At 56.6% G+C, this 16,325-nt stretch carries 25 protein-coding genes; 8 read left to right on the top strand and 17 right to left on the bottom strand.

All coding sequences use genetic code 11. The features are described 5' to 3' along the window. Positions 1–2: 2 nt before the first annotated feature. From AC3Y7R_RS00745 to AC3Y7R_RS00675, 15 genes are all read right to left on the bottom strand, one after another. A complete protein-coding gene (locus AC3Y7R_RS00745) occupies positions 3–1,403 on the bottom strand; it encodes a T6SS phospholipase effector Tle1-like catalytic domain-containing protein (RefSeq protein ID WP_490040091.1) in 1,401 nt (466 codons plus the stop codon). A gap of 3 nt (positions 1,404–1,406) precedes the next feature. Further along, complete coding sequence (locus AC3Y7R_RS00740) at positions 1,407–1,997, bottom strand: hypothetical protein (RefSeq protein WP_490040090.1); 591 nt, start codon at positions 1,995–1,997, stop codon at positions 1,407–1,409. Next, complete coding sequence (locus AC3Y7R_RS00735) at positions 1,994–2,716, bottom strand: GAD-like domain-containing protein (protein WP_490040089.1); 723 nt, start codon at positions 2,714–2,716, stop codon at positions 1,994–1,996. The genes AC3Y7R_RS00740 and AC3Y7R_RS00735 overlap by 4 nt, the downstream gene beginning before the upstream one ends. A gap of 103 nt (positions 2,717–2,819) precedes the next feature. Continuing rightward, entirely contained in the window at positions 2,820–3,620 is an 801-nt protein-coding gene (trmD, locus tag AC3Y7R_RS00730) for a tRNA (guanosine(37)-N1)-methyltransferase TrmD (protein ID WP_490040088.1), read from the bottom strand. A gap of 9 nt (positions 3,621–3,629) precedes the next feature. Next, entirely contained in the window at positions 3,630–4,136 is a 507-nt protein-coding gene (gene rimM / locus AC3Y7R_RS00725) for a ribosome maturation factor RimM (RefSeq protein ID WP_490040087.1), read from the bottom strand. Next, complete coding sequence (locus AC3Y7R_RS00720) at positions 4,133–4,282, bottom strand: hypothetical protein (protein ID WP_490040086.1); 150 nt, start codon at positions 4,280–4,282, stop codon at positions 4,133–4,135. Before AC3Y7R_RS00720 ends, rimM begins: the two co-directional genes overlap by 4 nt. Next, entirely contained in the window at positions 4,279–4,695 is a 417-nt protein-coding gene (locus AC3Y7R_RS00715) for an EVE domain-containing protein (RefSeq protein ID WP_490040085.1), read from the bottom strand. Before AC3Y7R_RS00715 ends, AC3Y7R_RS00720 begins: the two co-directional genes overlap by 4 nt. A gap of 8 nt (positions 4,696–4,703) precedes the next feature. Then, the gene (gene bluB, locus AC3Y7R_RS00710; RefSeq protein WP_490040084.1) at positions 4,704–5,333 is read right to left on the bottom strand and encodes a 5,6-dimethylbenzimidazole synthase; all 630 of its coding nucleotides are present in this window, start codon (positions 5,331–5,333) and stop codon (positions 4,704–4,706) included. 18 nt (positions 5,334–5,351) lie between these two features. Further along, positions 5,352–5,747 (bottom strand): 30S ribosomal protein S16, encoded by a 396-nt coding sequence (gene rpsP, locus AC3Y7R_RS00705; RefSeq protein ID WP_490040083.1) that lies wholly within the window; start codon positions 5,745–5,747, stop codon positions 5,352–5,354. Between the two features lie 44 nt (positions 5,748–5,791). Beyond that, on the bottom strand, positions 5,792–6,085 hold the full coding sequence (locus tag AC3Y7R_RS00700; protein ID WP_490040082.1) for a chorismate mutase: 294 nt from the start codon (positions 6,083–6,085) through the stop codon (positions 5,792–5,794). Beyond that, a complete protein-coding gene (locus AC3Y7R_RS00695; RefSeq protein ID WP_490040081.1) occupies positions 6,078–6,683 on the bottom strand; it encodes a GNAT family N-acetyltransferase in 606 nt (201 codons plus the stop codon). The genes AC3Y7R_RS00700 and AC3Y7R_RS00695 overlap by 8 nt, the downstream gene beginning before the upstream one ends. Then, positions 6,683–7,195, bottom strand: coding sequence for a GNAT family N-acetyltransferase (locus AC3Y7R_RS00690; protein WP_490040080.1), 513 nt, complete (start codon positions 7,193–7,195; stop codon positions 6,683–6,685). The genes AC3Y7R_RS00695 and AC3Y7R_RS00690 overlap by 1 nt, the downstream gene beginning before the upstream one ends. Continuing rightward, the gene (ffh, locus tag AC3Y7R_RS00685; RefSeq protein WP_490040079.1) at positions 7,192–8,697 is read right to left on the bottom strand and encodes a signal recognition particle protein; all 1,506 of its coding nucleotides are present in this window, start codon (positions 8,695–8,697) and stop codon (positions 7,192–7,194) included. Before ffh ends, AC3Y7R_RS00690 begins: the two co-directional genes overlap by 4 nt. Before the next feature lie 165 nt (positions 8,698–8,862). After that, complete coding sequence (locus tag AC3Y7R_RS00680) at positions 8,863–9,339, bottom strand: hypothetical protein (RefSeq protein WP_490040078.1); 477 nt, start codon at positions 9,337–9,339, stop codon at positions 8,863–8,865. Positions 9,340–9,390: 51 nt separating this feature from the next. Continuing rightward, the gene (locus tag AC3Y7R_RS00675; protein WP_490040077.1) at positions 9,391–9,942 is read right to left on the bottom strand and encodes an FMN-dependent NADH-azoreductase; all 552 of its coding nucleotides are present in this window, start codon (positions 9,940–9,942) and stop codon (positions 9,391–9,393) included. 128 nt (positions 9,943–10,070) lie between these two features. Between AC3Y7R_RS00675 and AC3Y7R_RS00670 the strand changes: the two genes are divergently transcribed. Both AC3Y7R_RS00670 and AC3Y7R_RS00665 read left to right on the top strand, forming a co-directional pair. Next, complete coding sequence (locus AC3Y7R_RS00670) at positions 10,071–10,952, top strand: LysR family transcriptional regulator (RefSeq protein ID WP_490040203.1); 882 nt, start codon at positions 10,071–10,073, stop codon at positions 10,950–10,952. Between the two features lie 28 nt (positions 10,953–10,980). Continuing rightward, complete coding sequence (locus AC3Y7R_RS00665; protein ID WP_490040076.1) at positions 10,981–11,856, top strand: DMT family transporter; 876 nt, start codon at positions 10,981–10,983, stop codon at positions 11,854–11,856. Here the strand turns inward: AC3Y7R_RS00665 and AC3Y7R_RS00660 are convergent. Beyond that, positions 11,853–12,176 (bottom strand): ArsR/SmtB family transcription factor, encoded by a 324-nt coding sequence (locus tag AC3Y7R_RS00660; RefSeq protein WP_490040075.1) that lies wholly within the window; start codon positions 12,174–12,176, stop codon positions 11,853–11,855. The genes AC3Y7R_RS00665 and AC3Y7R_RS00660 overlap by 4 nt on opposite strands. Before the next feature lie 39 nt (positions 12,177–12,215). Beyond that, positions 12,216–12,392: a hypothetical protein gene (locus tag AC3Y7R_RS00655; RefSeq protein ID WP_490040074.1), complete on the bottom strand. Its 177-nt coding sequence runs from the start codon at positions 12,390–12,392 to the stop codon at positions 12,216–12,218. Positions 12,393–12,496: 104 nt separating this feature from the next. Here AC3Y7R_RS00655 and AC3Y7R_RS00650 point away from each other — a divergent pair, with 104 nt between their 5' ends. From AC3Y7R_RS00650 to AC3Y7R_RS00625, 6 genes are all read left to right on the top strand, one after another. After that, entirely contained in the window at positions 12,497–13,411 is a 915-nt protein-coding gene (locus AC3Y7R_RS00650) for a LysR family transcriptional regulator (RefSeq protein WP_490040073.1), read from the top strand. Between the two features lie 172 nt (positions 13,412–13,583). Beyond that, positions 13,584–13,910, top strand: a complete 327-nt coding sequence (locus tag AC3Y7R_RS00645) for an AtpZ/AtpI family protein (RefSeq protein ID WP_490040072.1) — start codon at positions 13,584–13,586, stop codon at positions 13,908–13,910. 3 nt (positions 13,911–13,913) lie between these two features. After that, the gene (locus AC3Y7R_RS00640; RefSeq protein ID WP_490040071.1) at positions 13,914–14,723 is read left to right on the top strand and encodes a F0F1 ATP synthase subunit A; all 810 of its coding nucleotides are present in this window, start codon (positions 13,914–13,916) and stop codon (positions 14,721–14,723) included. Positions 14,724–14,769: 46 nt separating this feature from the next. Then, on the top strand, positions 14,770–15,006 hold the full coding sequence (locus AC3Y7R_RS00635; RefSeq protein WP_107846743.1) for a F0F1 ATP synthase subunit C: 237 nt from the start codon (positions 14,770–14,772) through the stop codon (positions 15,004–15,006). 92 nt (positions 15,007–15,098) lie between these two features. Continuing rightward, on the top strand, positions 15,099–15,629 hold the full coding sequence (locus AC3Y7R_RS00630; protein WP_490040070.1) for a F0F1 ATP synthase subunit B': 531 nt from the start codon (positions 15,099–15,101) through the stop codon (positions 15,627–15,629). A 3-nt stretch (positions 15,630–15,632) separates the two neighbouring features. Beyond that, positions 15,633–16,187 (top strand): F0F1 ATP synthase subunit B, encoded by a 555-nt coding sequence (locus AC3Y7R_RS00625; protein WP_490040069.1) that lies wholly within the window; start codon positions 15,633–15,635, stop codon positions 16,185–16,187. The last annotated feature ends 138 nt before the right edge of the window (positions 16,188–16,325 follow it).

Below are 16,325 nucleotides of genomic sequence, written 5' to 3'. Positions count from 1 at the left end.
GGCTATTTGGCCTTGCCAGAGTCGTTGGGGTAAATAATGCGCACGAAATTTGTGTCCGGTGCCATGCCAATCGAGCCGTGGTTTGCCGATACGTGGCCATAGTTGCGCAACATAGCACGCTTGGAGGCGCCTCCTGGCGTTGCTCCGCCGGTCGACATTCCGGGCGCTAATGCTTCCAGCCCCGCAGGAACGGTGTAATCGTTGCCGGTCGGGAAGCTTGTGAACGGAACTTCCGAGGCCAAGCCTTGGTCATACATGATCCGCAAAGGTATCCGCGATAGGCCTACTTCGACCCACGGTCGCACAAGGCGGGCCCCGGTGTTGTAGCTCCAGATCATGCTTCCGCCCCCCATTGCCCCGCCAATGTAGCGTGTGGTTATCGGGGTGGGAGTGTTCATTAGCCCATCGCTGGGCTCGTTTGGTAAAATCCAGCCTTCGCTAGCCCAAAAACTGGTCTGGGAGGCGCGCTCGGCACTGGCTTGGGCGTTGGAAGCGTTCCATGCAGATGCAGCTTGCGCTTGTGTGCCATAAATGTGGTTTTGGGTGCGTTGCACAACAGTTTCATCACCTTTGCCGCTATAGCCACCCCCAACGTCGGAGTGCGCGCCCGGCAATTCCCGCGTGTCACCGCCGCCGGGGATGTTGTGGTTAAGGCGGAAGTTTTTGCGGTATTCATGCTCGGCTGTCAGGTGGTAAATGCGGTCGGCCTGAGAGGTGGACAGGTGTACGTTGACATCGCCGTGGTCGTCGTTGTCGCCACGCCCGATTGCGGCAACAGTGTCAAAAATTCCAACGTACCGGATCGTGACTTCGCGCCCTTCGGGCAGGTAGGCGCGCTTTTTGTTGACGTAATAGGCATAGTACTCAACGAAGCCCTGCTTGAAGCAATTCACGAAATACCGCGCCGCTGCGGCGCCGCGTGAAAAGCCGAAAACATCGAGAATAATCTCTTTCGGCTCGACGCCGGGGGACAGGGTGTTGATGGCGTTGCCAACATCGACACAAGCCTCAAAGACCCGCGCCTCGACGCCAGTGCGCCCAGTGCCAGTACCAGCACCAACAAGGTTTCCCGGCCAGTAATCGGACTCGCCAGAGGTGGTGCCGATACCCTGTTTGTATATGGAGAAAAACTTGGTTTTTATACCACCGCAGTCGGCACGCTCATTGTATCTGGGGCCGCTTTTATACAGTGGAAAAAGTAGCGACACATTGGAGTTCGCGCTGGAATAGCTGGCGCCGCCCGTGCGGCCGCCATCGGCGGCAACATTTTCAGTGTTGTTGCCTGTGCCGTCAAAAAATACGCCGATCTCTAGCGTGACGTCTGGGCAGCTTTGTGCTGTTGCCCCGGCGGAACCTTCCATGCCAGTTGACGCGCTTTCGGATCTTTCGGTAACTTTTCCCATGATCTAGCTCCCGTTTGTGCTGCAATTGGAGGTGCCTTGCGGCGGGTAGCTGCGCTCGAGGGCCTCGAACAACCCTGGATACTCGCGCGGTTTGGCGGCGAAATCAGTGTCGCCTGTTTCATGGCGCGTGCCACAAATACGCGCCACATCGTTTTCCCGCGTGTCGCTTTGCGAGGTGGGCACCGGATCAGAGGCCACGATCATCAAGCCATTCGGCCCGAAAATCGGCATCAGCCGCACGCGGTCGGTCGGGATGGTCTCCAACGTGTCTACCGCAACGTCGACTTGCGCACGCCAAGCGCGGTCAGTCAGCAACTCGACCCATTCCGCCTCAAGGCGCAGAGTGCTCCCCCCTTTCGGGTAGCCAACAGACATCTCGCCCGTTCCCGCAAGACGCGGATGATCTTGGTCTGCGAGGCCTACTGCGACAATTGGCAATAATCCTAAATTTGTGCCGTTGAGGCTGAATTCAGTGACCACCACCGGGGTGCTGGCATAGGTGGAGAACGACACGACAACCCCCGATGGATCGCCGCCCAGCCGGCAGGCGCTCAACAGGAGCGTTGCGAACAGAATTCCTAATGCGCGCATCATTTTGGCTCATCCGTTGCAATAGCTGGTAGCTGCCCAATCGGGCGCACTCCGAAGCGTTTGGTGGAAACATCGACAAGCATAAAATCGGTGCCGTTTACTTTCTCGATCATCCAGTCCCCGGCGGGGGCGATGGCGTGGTTTTGCACGGCAATGGCCTCCCCAAAAGGAACCGGAGGTTGCATGCCGTATATTTGCAGCGATTTCAGCGGGCCGTATTGCTCTTTCGCACGGTCCAGCATTGGTGCGCCAGCGTCATCGGCTACATCCAACCCCTTGTGTGGTGAGGCCAGAACATAGTCCAAAATCAGCCGGTCAACGGGCATTTTTCGTGTCGAGTGAAATAGAAACGGAGCATCAACGATCGACAGAGCCATGCCGACAAAGACCAAGTGGTGCCGCTCGTTCCAGATGAACAGGTCGCCAAATGGACCATAGGCGATCACATGGCTTCCAATGGCCAAGTCGGGATCATTGGCAAACAACATGCTTAGGGTATCAGCAAAGGCACCGGGCAGGCAAAGCCGCAGCCGCCCTTCGGCTAGGTCGCCAACGCCGTAGTTGTCCCAGACATCCAGCAAAATGGGTGGCAGCTTGCCTTCATAGGCAGCAATAACCTCGGGCTGGACGCGTTGAACCTGCGTAAGAGGGCCGTTTTCGGCCATAAGACGGGTGATGAAAGCCTGACCACTCTGGCCATCAATCTCGCTTCGATAACTCAAATTAATTTCCTTCCGGTCTAATAGTCCGGCATGTTTAATTTGGTTAGTATGGACGCAACTTGCTGATCAGACAATAGGGGCTGTCGTTGATCCGGTGTGCGCCCTATTTATTCTTGCCAAGATGAGCCGCCCAGAGGTCTGGCCTGCGTTCACGTGTTAAGCTCTCGGATTGTTCTTGGCGCCACGTTTCAACTTTCGCGTGGTCACCAGAGGTTAAAATCTCCGGTATGCGTAAGCCCTTCCAGTCGGCGGGGCGGGTGTATTGCGGGTGCTCTAACAGCCCATCCGAGAAGCTTTCTTCTTCGGTTGAGGCGGCGTTGCCCAAAACATCGGGCAGCAGCCTGACGGTGGCGTCAATCATGGCTTGGGCCGCCAATTCACCGCCGGTTAACACGAAGTCTCCAAGCGAAACTTCCTCAATGTCATAGTGGTCGATGACACGTTGATCTACGCCCTCAAAGCGCCCGCACAGCATGGTGATGCCGTCGGCCTGCGCCCACTTGGCCGCTTTGGCTTGGGTGAACGGCTTGCCGCGTGGCGACAAATACACCAGCGGCCATTTCGCGCGCGGAGAAGTGTTGCGTCGCGCGAAATCAAGCGCTTTGCCGACGACATCGGCACGCAGCACCATGCCCGCGCCGCCGCCTGACGGCGTGTCATCCACGTTGCGGTGCTTACCGTCGCCAAAGATACGAAGATCAATGGTGTCCAAGGCCCAAAGCCCTTCTTTTAGGGCTTTACCCGTCAGCGACGCGCTTAAAACACCGGGAAATGCTTCGGGAAACAAGGTTATGATCTTGGCGTTCCACGCGTTTTTTAGGCGAGGCGTTTCATCCATCAAGGAACGTGGTTGTGCCGAGGCGGATATGGTCTTTCGGCCATGGGATTTGGTCAGTTTGGTCATATCAATTCCCTAGTCGAGCAACCCTTCGGGCGGGTCTACAATGATCCGCCCTGTGGCCAAGTCAATCGTCGGCACCGAGTCCAGCGTGAATGGCAGCAACACTGAGCCTTTCAGCGTCGGGCCGCGTAGCTCTAGAATATCGCCCGCGCCGTGGTTCAGCACGGCTGCGACCTTGCCCAGTACCGTGCCGCCAGTGTCCAGCACCTCTAGGCCCATCAAATCCGTGTGATAATATTCGCCGTCAGGCAGGGTGGGCAGTAGATCCCGATCAGCTGACAATTTCACCCCACGCAGCGCGTCGGCCTCGTCCTTGAAACGCACGCCAGACAGGCGGGCGGCGAAGCCGTTCTTGACGGTGCGGGTGATCTTGACGGTGTACTCGACGCCGTTGTCGCCCTTGAGCGGGGAATAGAGTTTAATATCCTCAGGATTGGCGCAGAAGCTTTTCAGCCGTATTTCGCCCTTCACCCCAAAAGAGCCAGCAATGGCCCCGACAACGATCTGTTCTTTACTCATTGCGATCTTGCTCCGTCACATAATCCGCGCGCATCCACCACGCCACCCGCATCGAGGCAGCGGTCTTTTTGTAAATAACGCTCTGCTTGCAATCCCCAATAGAAGGCCAGCCCCATCAATACCAGTGTGATCAAGCGCCCGATCATGACAGCGCCCCCATGGCTTGCGCAATCAAGCGGTAATCTGCCTCGGGGATGGTGAACTTCCCTGATCGAAACGACATGCCCCAATGGCTTGGGCGGGTCACAAAGGACAGCTCCTCCAGCATCGGGCGCACGGGGACGTCCCGTACATCATCGAATGAGGCGTCGCGCACCCAAGCGGGCATGCCGCTCATGTAATCCATCTGACGTGGGGCTTCGCCAGTGATTGTTGCATGACCGACAAACGCCTGCACTGGCGCGCCGTCAAATTCGGTCTTTGGGGCGTAGAAAATGACCTTGTCGCCCACATCCAGATTGCGCACAGCGGCTTCCTTGCCGTGGCTGAAGGCGACGAAACCTTGCGCCTTACCTGCCGCTACGTGGGCCGCATGAACGACGCCAATTACATATCTCATAGCGGCTCCTATACTTCGCGGATGTCCAGCGCCGCAGCACGGGCTTCCCAGCCTTCGCGGGCCAGTTCTGGCGTGTCGTTGTTGGCTTCGGGGTAGCCAAGGCAAAAATATCCGATGAGCGCCCAGTCTTTCGAGACACCTAGGTCGCGGCATAGTTTTGCCGGATCCAGTACGGATACCCAACCAAGCCCCAGCCCTTCGGCGCGTGTGGCCAGCCAGAATAGCGTCACGGCTGAAACTACCGAATAGCGGCGCATCTCGGGCATCGAGCCCGCACCTAAGCCATGGCCCTTTGTCGTGGCTTCATCGCAGAAAATCGCCAGCTGCACCGGTGCCCGGTCCATGCCTGCAAGTTTCAGTTTGGCGTAATTAACCGCCTGATCGCCATCATAGCGCGCAAGCGCCTCGGCGTTGGCGATCATGAAATTCTCGCGCGCAGCAGCACGGGCATTCGGGCTGTTCACCCGCACAATGCGCCACGGCTCCGACAGCCCCACGGATGGGGCAGATGAAAACGCGTCGAGGCACCGCATCAGCAGTGCCTCGTCCACAGGGTCGGTGCGGAAGTGGCGCACATCGCGCCTCCACCGCATCAACTCGTATAGCTCGTCCCGGAATTCCGGTTCGAAATCACGCATGTTTTGCTAAGTCGCAGATTACTCTGCGGCTTCCTCAGCAGGTGCCTCAGCAGGGGCAGCAGCAGCTTCAGCAGCGGCCGCAGCTTTGGCAGCTTTCTCTTCAACACGGTCCTGAGCTTTCTTACCAGGCTCAGCTTTTTTCATGTTGGCGCGCTCTTTTTTCTCAAGAACACCAGCAGCTTCCAAGAAGCGCGATACACGGTCGGTAGGCTGTGCGCCTTCGCTCAACCAGTACTTGATGCGCTCCATGTCCATTTGCACGCGCTCTTCGCTGTCTTTCGCGAGCAGTGGGTTATATGTGCCCAATTTTTCGATGTAGCGGCCATCGCGTGGCATACGCGAGTCAGCTGCAACAATACGGTAAAAAGGGCGTTTTTTGGACCCACCACGGGCCAGACGGATTTTCATTGCCATTGAGTAGTTCTCCTTAAAGGCGGTTGCCGGGTAGATACCCGAAATTATTGAAACGTTTTATGGTTTTGGATGACTTCCCGAATAATGAAATTCAGGAAGGATTTGGCGAAGTCGGGGTCGAGGTCAGCACGTTTTGCCAAATCCTCAAGTCGTTCTATTTGCGTTGCTTCCCGGTCGGGGTCGCTCGGCGGTAAATCGTTTTCAGCCTTCAATATGCCCACCGCTTGGGTATGCTTGAAGCGCTCGCCCAGCGTATAGACAAGGATCGCGTCCAAGCGGTCGATGCTGGAGCGGTGATCCTTCAAGATATCCGCAGCTTTGGTGACGGTATCAGTCAAGAGCAAACCCCTTCGGCTTAAAGGCAGGGTCATGGTAATGGCTGATTTCCAGCGCAATACCATGTGACAGTTGAGTGTCGTTCAATTCAGCTGGTGAGGGATGGCGGTAGACGGCATCATCATCCCCAATGGATTGCGCTTGCTTGTCTTTGACGCAGCCCATTCGTTCAGCTAGGCGCACGGAATCAAGGTTATACGGGTCAAGATAGCTAACCGCGCTGTCCCAGCCGCCATCAGTATAGAAATGGCGCCGCGCCGCATCAACGGCCTCTAATGCGTAGCCTTTGCCAGCCACTTCGGGCCAAATAATCCAAGCCAGCTCGCGCTCTGGCCACATTGCAGGTTGCCAGCCGCCAGCCATGCCAAGCGTTGCGTCGGTTTCTTTGTCGTGGATCATCCACATGCCAAAGCCGCGAATTTCCCAGTGGCCGATCTCGGCGGCATAAAGCATCCACGACTCGTACGGGTTCAGTGGGCCGCCCATATAGCGGGCGCGAAAGCTGGTAAACGTGGCTTTGAAATCTGGGTAATCTTCGGGCTGTGGTCCGCGTAGGATCAGCCGTTCAGTTTCCAAAATTGGGATGTCGCGGTGTCCCATTACAAAGCCTCCGAGTTTAGGTGTCTGTAGACGTTCATCATGCCAAACATCGGGTGATCAAGCTTGCGCTCGAATGTGGCGCCCATGCGTTGCGCCACTTTGGCCGAGCCATCATTGCCCTCTGCCACAAGGCTGATTGCGGTTTTCCAGCCCAATGTTTTGTAGGCGTAATCACGTGTCGCTAATCCAGCCTCGGTGGCGAAGCCGCGCCCCTCAAAGCCGTTCATCAAGTCCCAGCCCAGCTCTTGCTCGGGCCATGCATGTGGGAACCAAGGACCAACCATGCCGATAAATTTGCCAGTTGCGGTTTCGTCCACGCCAAAGCGGCCATAGCCGCGCAGGGTCCAATGGCCGATTTCGCAGGCTAGCGTGCGCCATGTCTCGTCGGGGCGCTTTGGGCCGCCAACATATTGCGAGCGGTCGCTGGCATAGAACTCGGCCAGCGCATCAAAATCGCCAATCGCCAATGGGCGCAGCGTCAGGCGCTCTGTATGAATGGTAGGGGGCGTCATTTCTTTTTCCCGAAACCAGACAGGCCGGGGGGCAATGCGCCGCCACCAAGACCGGGCATTCCGCCCATGCCACCCATACCGCTGGGCATCTTCGAGCCTAGCTGCTTTGCCGCGGCTTCCATCGCCGCCGGATCGCCCATATCGGGCATTCCGCCGCCTTTGCCGAACATGCCCTTCATGGCCTGTTTCAGCATTCCGCCTTTGCCCATCTTCTTCATCATGTCGCCCATTTGGCGTTGCATCTTAAGAAGCTTGTTCAGCTCGGAGACTTCCATGCCGGAGCCTTTGGCAATCCGCTTTTTGCGCGAGGCTTGCAGCAATTGCGGGTTGGCACGTTCGCGCTTGGTCATCGACTGGATCAGCGCAATTTGGCGCTTGAGCATCTTGTCATCCATGCCAGCTTCTTTAGCTTGGCCAGCCATCTTTTTCATACCGGGCATCATGCCCATAAGGCCTTCCATGCCGCCCATCTTGATCATCTGCTCAAGCTGGTTTTTCAGGTCGTTCATGTTGAACTGACCCTTCTGGAAGCGTTTCATCATCCGCTCGGCTTGCGCGGCCTCGATGGTTTCTTGGGCTTTCTCGACCAGCGATACGATATCGCCCATGCCAAGGATGCGGCCAGCAATGCGGTCTGGCTCAAACGTCTCAAGCGCGTCCATCTTTTCGCCAAGGCCTACAAACTTGATCGGCTTGCCCGTGACCGCGCGCATCGACAGGGCAGCACCACCGCGACCGTCGCCGTCCATACGGGTCAGAACCACGCCAGAGATGCCAATTTTTCCGTCAAATTCTTCAGCCACTTCCACGGCGACCTGACCGGTTAGGCCATCCACCACTAGCAACGTTTCGCGCGGGTTCACGATGTCGCGGACGTCTTCGACCTCTTGCATCAACACTTCGTCGATTTGCAGGCGGCCAGCCGTATCCAGCATATAGACGTCGTAGCCGCCCAGTGTTGCCTGTTGTTTGGCGCGTTTGGCGATTTGAACGGGTTTCTCGCCTTTAACGATCGGCAAAGTATCCACGCCGATTTGCATACCTAGAATGGCAAGTTGTTCCATCGCAGCGGGGCGGTTCACATCGAGCGAGGCCATCAGAACGCGCTTGTTGTTTTTCTCGGTCAGGCGCTTGGCCAACTTACCGGTTGTTGTGGTTTTACCAGAGCCTTGCAAGCCAACCATCAGGATCGGAGCAGGGGCGTTGTCAATTTTCAACTCGCCCGGCTCGGCATCGTCGCCTGCCAGAACATGGCGCAATTCGTCATGGACGATCTTGATGACTTGCTGGCCCGGCGTGATTGATTTGGTGACGTTTTGGCCAGTGGCTTTCTCGGCTACGGCTTTGACAAAATCACGCGCGACAGAGAGGGAAACATCGGCTTCAAGCAGAGCGACGCGAACTTCACGCAGGGCCGTTTTGACGTCATCCTCGGATAACGCGCCTTGCTTGGTGAGCTTGTCAAAGACGCCAGAGAGGCGCTCGGATAGGTTCTCAAACATGCGCTCGGCGCTCCTTTTGTCTCACATATGCCCCTACTTTATGTAGGTATGGGGCGGCTCAAAACCAAACAGAATTGCCCCCATGGGCGCAACGCGCTGATGGGGGGCGATCCCTGCACTTGGCATGGGACCGGAAGTTTGATGCTTCCGGGTGTTATGCGCGTCCTACGCTCGGGTGCGCACAGAGTCAAGCCAGCGGTTGATGGCGTCTGCAACCGCGCGGTGCTGGCCGACATTAGAGTAGCCGGTTGTAATCGGGTGCATCCCGGCACTTTGGCCGGTCATCTCCAAGGTGACACGGTAGAGCGTGCTGTTGTCAGAAGTCGTTTGCTCAAGAATAGCGCGTTTCACTTCGTTCAATGGGTGGACGACAACGGAGGCATTGCGCATGTTTTTGCGCTGCACTGTCAGGGTGGCGCTATCGGCGTTGAAAATAAGCTGAACCCGCCGTGAGAAGATATAAAGGCACGCCCCTGACAACAGGACCCCGAGCAGGAACGCCAGCCCGATAATCTCCCCCATCCAAAGCAGGCCGATTGTCAGGCTAAGGAAGACCAAGGCCATGAGCAATAATATTGCGGCAATGAATATTGGGCGGTTTTCTACGATCAGTTGGCTGGGAGTGTCGCGGGTGATTTTCATGAGGCGCAGCCTAGCCGCGCCCCATGCGATATGTCGAGCAAATACGCCTGTTTATGCCACGAGGGCTTCAATCTGAGCGGTGGTGTCTGCGGGGTCTTCGCTGGCCGTTATGATGGTGATGTCGGTGATGCCGACAAAGTTTAGGACTTGGCGCAGGTGGGTGCTTGCATAATCCACTGGTGCGCCGACTGTGACGCCCCCAGCGGCAAACGCAACAATAGCGCGTTTACCGCTGAGCAGCCCTTCGGGGCCGTTGTCAGTATAGCGGAACGTAACACCTGCGCGTGCGATCATATCCACCCAGGATTTCAGGGCCGCTGGCATGCCGAAGTTATAGACGGGCAGGCCGATGACGACGGTATCCGCCGCCGCCAATTCAGCCACGAGTGCGTCTGAATGTTTTAGCTCGTCACGTTGCGCTTCTGTGCGGTCCTCAACGGGGGTGAAGTTGGCATTGACCCAGTTCTCGGTTAAAAGCGGCTCTCCGTTTTGTAGGTCCCGGCGGATCACGTCGCTGCCCAGCTTGGCAATGATGCGGGAGGTGAGATCGCGGCTAATCGAGCCATTAATCCGTGCGGAGCTGTCGATGTGCAGAATAGTCATGTTTGATGTCCTAAAATTTACAGTTGTTTCGCTGGTGTGAAGATTGGGACTTGCAAGTTTGAACATAAGACGGATGATGGGGGAATTAATGCGCGCATACGCACAGAAAAAAGGCTTGGCTCATGGAAATTGATAATTGGGATGAATACCGCACGGCCTACCAAGTCGCCCGGTTGCGCACAGTGAGTGCCGCGGCAGAGGCTTTGGGCGTGCATCATGCCACGGTCATTCGCCACATCGACAGCCTTGAGGGCAAGCTCGGCGCCAAGTTATTTCAGCGCCACGCGCGCGGCTACACGCCGACTGAGGCCGGAGAAGACCTGTTGACTGTGGCCTCTGCCACCGAGGATCAACTAACCCAGCTTGCGGGGCGCATTCATGGGCGCGGGGCGTCGGTTTCAGGGGCTCTGATCGTGACCTGCCTGCCGCAAATGTCCTCGCTTATGGCGCGCACAATTACCAAGTATCAAATTGAGCACCCTGAAATTCGCGCCGAGTTGATCGTGGATACCCGCCCCTTGCGCCTTGAATATGGTGAGGCTCATGTGGCGATACGCGCCGGCGCGCCGGGGGATGACCTTGATAACATCGTGCAAGAGTTGGCAAAGCTGCCCGTGCGCTTGTTTGCGCATAAGGACTATATTTTTCGACATGGCCCGCTGAACGGCATTGAAGATATTCCCAATCACCGCTTTTGCCGCATGGCTACTTTGAACCCCAAAGCCCCGTTTATGCGCTGGATCGGGGAGCATGTGCCGGAAGAAAACGTGGTCTACAAATGCTCGGATACGAACTCCGTGCAAGACGCGGTGATTGCGGGGGCGGGCATTGGCTTTTTGCCTTCCTATATGGGGCACCAAAATCCTGACCTGAAAGAGGTGATGCCTGCCGACCCGAGTTGGTGGTCGACGTTTTGGTGCGTTACCCATGTTGATTTGCACCGCACGGCCAAGGTGCATTCTTTCGTGACCTTCTTGAAGGAAGAGGCGAAGGGATGGGCGGACCTCTGAGCCGCCCTGAACGCAAGGGTTTGAAAACATGACACCTGTGATGCGTGGCCATGCGGCGATGTTGCTGTTCTCGGTGCTGGTGGCGGGGTCGTTTTCGCTCGGGGCGCTGGCGGCCAATGAAATTGCGCCTGCTGCGTTGAATGCCGTGCGGTTTGCGATTGCGGGCGTGGTGATCGGGGGTGCGGCGTTCGCGACGACCGGGTTGCCGCGCTCTGCCATGGTGGCCCCTTGGCGGTACTTGCTTTTGGGCGGGTTGTTTGCGGCCTATTTCGTGTTGATGTTCGAGGGGCTGAAAACCGCCCCGCCAGTGAGTGCGGCGGCGGTGTTTACTTTAACGCCTTTACTGGCTGCGGGAGCGGGGTATCTGTTGCTGCGCCAAATCCTGACGCTACGCATGGCGCTGGCTTTGGCACTGGGCGCGGTCGGCGCGCTTTGGGTGATTTTCCGCGCGGATGTGTCTGCCTTATTGGCCTTTGAGGTCGGGCGCGGCGAGATGATCTATTTTGTCGGGGTCGTAGCGCATGCCATCTACACCCCGCTGGTGCGCAAGCTGAACCGGGGCGAGCCGCCAGTGGTGTTCTCGTTCTTTACCCTGCTGGGTGGCCTCGGGGTGCTATTGCTTTGGGGCTGGTCCGATTTGATCGCCACGGATTGGGCGGCACTGCCCGCAATTGTCTGGGTGACCATCGCCTATGTGTCGATCGCGGCGTCCTCGGTCACCTTTGTCTTGCTGCAATATGCGGCGATGCGACTGCCGTCCTCAAAGGTGATGGCCTATACCTATCTGGTACCAAGCTGGGTAATCCTAACCGAATTGGCCTTGGGTGGGACGTCTCCGCCGATGCTGGTCTTGGGCGGAGTGGTGCTGACGGTGGTGGCGTTGGCGATGCTGTTGAAAGACTAGTCGTTCAACTCGTGGTCAAGGAACTGCTCAAAGGCGTCAAAATTCAACGCCTTTAGCTGCCCAAAGCTTTCGATCCAGACGATGGCCTCGCGCATGGCCTCGGGTTCCAGCTTGCACCACTTCACCCGCCCCCGCTTTTCCTGTGTGATCAGACCTGCGCGCGTCAGAATGCCCAGATGTTTGGAAATGGCGGCAAGCGATATCTCAAACGGCTCGGCCACATCGGTCACTGCCATGTCGTCTTCAAGCAACATGGTCAGGATCGCGCGGCGGGTGCTGTCGGCAAGGGCCGCGAAAATGGTGTCGAGTGCTGGTGTCATAACAATGTCTTAACGCTGATGAGCGCGGGGGAACAGGTGTTACAGTTTCGGCCCGTGCGGGCCTTGAGAGGGCCATTGGAAGCGCAACAGCTCTATGTCGTCCTTCGACAAGCCAATATCACGGTAGAGGTGCTCCGCTAAATCCGGCGGAATATTGTGGTATTTGTGCTTTTTTGGCAAGCTTAAGAGGTCGCGCAAGCGCGTTAGTATCGACATGTGAGCTTCCTGTTTGGTTGGTTTAATTGAATATGTGCAAGATATGGGGGAGTATTCAATTTCAATTGCTTGACATATTGCGTGCTTAAAAGGCACGTATATGCATGTCTCGCCCCTTGCCTCCTCTCAATGCGTTGCGTGCCTTCGAGGCCGCTGGCCGCCATCAAAGCTTCTCTGGGGCGGCGGCGGAGTTGGGGGTTAGTCATTCGGCCATTAGCCGTCATGTGCGGGGGTTGGAGCACCGGTTGGGGGCGCAACTGTTTCGCGATTTACCGCGTGGAGTGGCGTTAACGCAGGCAGGCGCGCGCTATTTGGCGCAGGTAACTCCGGCTTTAGACGCTATTTCCGAGGCGACAGAGGTGTTCCATGATCGGCCTTCGGGGCGATTGGTCATCAACAGCGAGCCGCTATTTGCGGCGAAATTCCTGGTGCCGCGCATGGCCGACTTTCAACACCGCTATCCAGAGATCGAACTGCGGTTAGAGGCCAGTCATCACCTCGCGGATATGGCGCGTTATGAGGCAGATCTGGCGATCAGGTCTATTACCTCTGGGATGCCAGAGCAGGCCAGTGACTTGATTAGCAATGGGTGGCTTTTCGCTTATGGTGCGCCCTCTTTGGTTGGAGAGGGATTTGCTGCGCCAGAAGATGCTTTGAAGTTTCGCCGATTTCAGGACCGCCGTGGTAATCCGTGGGGCAGGTGGGCGCGGGCTGCGGGATCGAACCCTGATATGTTCGAGGCCCCCGACTGGCGGATGCGGTCGATATTGGCGATGGAGGCGGCGGTTGCGGGGCAGGGGGTGTTCTTGTGTACAGAGGATGTGATGGCAGATGCCTGCGCCAAGGGGGTGATGGTGAAGTGTTCACCCGTCGGTATACCCGCTGGCAGCTATCATTTGCTTTTTGGGGATGGGGTTCGCCGCCGCGCACCTGCTCGGGCGTTCCGAAATTGGTTGCTGGATCAGGCTGAGCCGTTTCGAATTGAAGCGGGCGACGGAAATCATCAACCAAGTGGTTGAATATCAAATTGACGCAAATGGGTCCGAGGTGTGATGGCTTGCGTAACCGGAATTGAAAAATAAGTGTTTTAAAACAATATACTGATGGTGTTTTCTTGACAACCTCGGACTGATTGACTCCATGCCCACCGCGGCTTATCCCTCCTGTAAGTGAACCCTTGGGGTGATTTTGATGTCAGACGATCTGAGACAGGCGCAACTTGACGCGCTGAGCGAGCGGATCGAGGGGCTTAAGAAAACCACACAAGCTGAAAAGCCGCGGGGGGATGAACACTATTCGGGGGCCCAGCAGGGTTGGCGCATGGTGACGGAATTGGTGGCCGGTCTGGGGATTGGCCTGAGTTTAGGATACGGTCTCGATTGGCTGTTCGGCACATTGCCGATTTTCCTGATACTCTTTACATTACTGGGCTTCGGGGCCGGAGTGAACGTTATGCTTCGCACCGCCAAAGAAGTTCAAAAGGAACAGCTGGCCGAAGCGGCCCGTGAGAAGGACTGAAGAATGTCACAAGAAGCACATAGCGAAGCCGCCCACGGTGAAGCAGCACATGGTGCCGCAAACGCAGCACATGGCGCAGAAGACGGCGCACTGACATTCCACCCGATGGATCAGTTCATCATTAAGCCGCTGTTTGGTGGCGGTGAAGTGGGCATGTTCACCATCACCAACTCAACATTGTGGATGGCTTTGACTGTCGTCGCTATCATCTTGCTGCTGGTTGTCGGCACCTCGCGCCGCGCCATTGTGCCGACGCGTTCGCAGTCCATTGCCGAGATAATATATGGCTTCGTCTATAAAATGGTCGAAGACGTAACCGGCAAAGAGGGGGTGAAGTACTTCCCCTATATCATGACGCTGTTCATGTTCATTTTGGTGTCAAACTTCCTTGGCCTCTTGCCAATGGCGTTCACCCCGACATCACACATCGCGGTCACCGCAGTGCTGGCTATGTTCGTGTTCTTGACCGTGACCATTCTGGGTTTCGTCAAAAATGGCATGGGTTTCTTGGGTCTGTTCTGGGTGTCTTCGGCACCATTGGCATTGCGCCCGGTCTTGGCCCTGATCGAGGTCATCAGCTACTTCGTGCGCCCCGTTAGCCACTCCATTCGTTTGGCAGGCAACATGATGGCGGGTCACGCGGTTATCAAAGTTTTCGCGGGCTTCGCAGCCATCGCGGCAATCTCACCACTGTCCATTCTGGCGATCACCGCCATGTATGGTCTCGAAGTTCTCGTAAGCGGAATTCAAGCTTATGTGTTCGCAATTCTGACCTGCGTGTATCTGAAAGATGCGCTGCATCCTTCACACTAAGGTCAAGATAACTAATCACCTCAATTCCATCGTAAGGAGAAAAGACATGGAAGGCGATATCGCAGAAATGGGTAAATTCATCGGCGCAGGCCTGGCATCTGTTGGCATGGGCGGCGCAGCCGTCGGTGTGGGCAACGTTGCTGGCAACTACTTGGCCGGCGCATTGCGCAACCCATCCGCAGCTGCTTCGCAGACTGCAACATTGTTCATCGGCATCGCATTCGCGGAAGCTTTGGGGATCTTCTCGTTCCTCGTAGCACTTCTGCTGATGTTCGCTGTTTAAGAACTAAGTTATACCATCCTTACGGTCGGGCGGGGCACATGTTGTCTCGTCCGATGTAAGACCTACGTAGTCAGACATATCTGGGGGCCATCATGGCAACTGAATCCCACGGGGCAGAGACAGAGAGCGCAGGCGGCATGCCGCAGCTGGATATCTCGACCTTTGACAACCAGATCTTCTGGTTGCTGATCACCTTGGTGGTCATTTATTTCGTGCTGTCGCGCATCGCGCTGCCGCGCATCGGATCGGTTCTGGCAGAACGTGCTGGCACCATCACAAACGACATTGCTGCCGCCGAGGACCTGAAACAACAGGCCGTCGATGCGGAAGCTGCCTATGAAAAAGCCTTGATCGACGCACGCGCCGAAGCAGGCCGCATCGTTGGCGAAACCAAAGCCGCCATTCAGGTGGACTTGGACAAAGCCATTGCAAAGGCTGACGCCGAAATCGCCGCACGGGCAGCCGAGGGTGAAAAAGCCATCGCAGTTATTCGTGATAGCGCGGTCGAGAATGTCGGTATCGTCGCCAAAGATATTGCTAAAGACATCGTCGCAGCTGTGGCTCCGGGCAAGATCGACGCTAAGTCGATTACTGCAGCGGTCACTGCAAAGATGAAGGGATAAGAGATGAAGAAACTCCTCACCCTTACGGCTCTGTTGCCTGCGCCCGCGCTGGCTTCTAGCGGCCCGTTCTTCTCCCTGCACAACACCAACTTTGTGGTGCTGCTCGCCTTTATCTTGTTTATCGGTGTGCTGTTCTACTTCAAAGTGCCGGGTATGCTTGGCGGTTTGTTGGATAAACGCGCCGAGGGCATCCAGTCCGAGCTAGACGAAGCAAAAGCGCTTCGTGAAGAAGCCCAAACTTTGCTGGCCTCCTACGAGCGCAAGCAAAAAGAAATGGCCGAGCAAGCTGATCGCATCGTAGCAGAAGCCAAGCGCGAAGCAGAAGCCGCCGCAGATCAAGCCAAGGAAGATCTGAAACTTTCCATCGCGCGCCGCCTGCAATCTGCCGAAGATCAAATTGCCAGTGCAGAAGCCTCTGCCGTTCGTGAAGTCCGCGACCGTGCCGTATCTGTCGCAATTGCTGCCGCCGCGAATGTTGTGGCTTCTAAAACAACTGCTGCTGATCAGAATAGCTTGATTGACGATGCTATTGCTCAAGTGAAAACTAAGCTTCACTAACGGCACTGGCTTACCAAATTGAAAAGCCCCGAAGCCTGTCGGCCTCGGGGCTTTGCTCGTTTCTGGGCATCTTCGATGCATGCACTTGTTAATGCTGGAGCATGCGAATTTCAAAGCGACCCTCCGGGGGAGGTATTT

The sequence above is a fragment of the Litoreibacter sp. genome (assembly GCF_058136045.1).
The sequence above is the reverse complement of the archived record's forward strand: the minus strand, read 5'-3'. Positions and strand labels throughout refer to the sequence as shown.